Raw genomic sequence first — 1,310 nt, 5'->3', positions numbered from 1 at the left:
AGCGCAAGAACGCCATCGCGCGCGTCTGGGTGAAGCCGGGCTCCGGCAAGATCACTGTCAACGACAAGGAATTCGCGACCTATTTCGCGCGTCCGGTGCTGCAGATGATCCTCAACCAGCCGATCGTCGCGGCCAACCGCGCCGGCCAGTACGACATCGTCGCCACCGTCATCGGCGGCGGCCTCTCCGGTCAGGCCGGTGCGGTCCGTCACGGCATCTCCAAGGCGCTGACCTACTATGAGCCGGGCCTGCGCTCGGTGCTCAAGAAGGGCGGATTCCTGACCCGCGACAGCCGCGTGGTCGAGCGCAAGAAGTACGGCAAGGCGAAAGCCCGCCGCAGCTTCCAGTTCTCGAAGCGCTAAGCGCTGGGAAATCCAAGCTTTCGAAAAGGCCGCCTCCGAGCGGCCTTTTTGTTTTCCGCTACCAGTGCCCGGCCGGCGTTTTGATGTAGTCGATGAAGGCGCGCAGCGGCGCGGGCACCAAGCGGCGCCCGGGATAGTAGAGAAACGGCCCGGAAAATTCCTGCCACCACGGCTCCAGCACGGGCTCCAGCGCGCCGCTCTCGAAATGCGGGCGCACCCAGTCCTCGAACAGCCAGAGAATGCCGACACCGGCAATCGCCGCGTCGACAGCGAGATCGACGCCTCCGCCAATGCTGACGAGCAATGGTCCGGTGGTGTCGACGCGCACCACCTCACCGTCCCGCTCGAACTCCCAGGGCGTCATGACCCCGCTCGGGAAGCGGCCGCGTATGCAGGCATGGCCAAGCAGGTCGCGCGGGTGCTGTGGCCGGCCGTGGCGATCAAGATAGGCTGGTGCTGCGGAGGTGGTGAAGCGCTGCGTGCGCGGTCCGATCGGCACGGCGATCATGTCCTGCTCCAGCCGCTCGTCATAGCGGATGCCGGCATCGCAGCCGGCCACCAGCAGATCGATAAAGTTCTCCTCGGCGATCACCTCCAGGCGAATGGCCGGATAGGCCGCCAGAAAACCCGGAACGATTCTTGGCAACACCAGCCGCGAGGCGCTTATCGGCACATTGAGCCGCAGGGTTCCGGCGGGCCGATCGCGAAAGCCGTTCACCACATCGAGCGCGGCTTCGACCTCCCCCAGTGCGGGGCCGAGCCGCGCCAGCAGACCGGCGCCAGCCTCGGTCAAAGCGACGCTACGCGTGGTGCGGTTGAAGAGCCGCACGCCAAGCTGTGTTTCCAGACGGCGGATGGCTTCACTGAGCGCGGAGGCGCTGCCCGCCGTGGCGCGGGCGCCTTCGCGCTCAGTGAAGCCATCCGCCGTCTGGAAACACAGCTTGGCGT

2 protein-coding genes are annotated in these 1,310 nt (G+C 66.4%); one reads left to right on the top strand and one right to left on the bottom strand.

Translation table 11 applies throughout. From position 1 onward, the window contains the following. Nucleotides 1-362, top strand: a 362-nt coding sequence (gene rpsI / locus EOA27_RS36815; RefSeq protein ID WP_127258757.1) for a 30S ribosomal protein S9, incomplete at its 5' end; no start/stop codon positions are given. Nucleotides 363-420: 58 nt separating this feature from the next. Here the strand turns inward: rpsI and EOA27_RS36810 are convergent. After that, complete coding sequence (locus tag EOA27_RS36810; protein ID WP_127258759.1) at nt 421-1,302, bottom strand: LysR family transcriptional regulator; 882 nt, start codon at nt 1,300-1,302, stop codon at nt 421-423. Nucleotides 1,303-1,310 lie beyond the last annotated feature (8 nt).

Origin of the sequence: Mesorhizobium sp. M2A.F.Ca.ET.037.01.1.1 (assembly GCF_003998075.1) — a bacterium.
In the GTDB taxonomy this organism is placed as follows: domain Bacteria; phylum Pseudomonadota; class Alphaproteobacteria; order Rhizobiales; family Rhizobiaceae; genus Mesorhizobium.
This window is presented reverse-complemented; position numbering and strand designations above follow the sequence as displayed.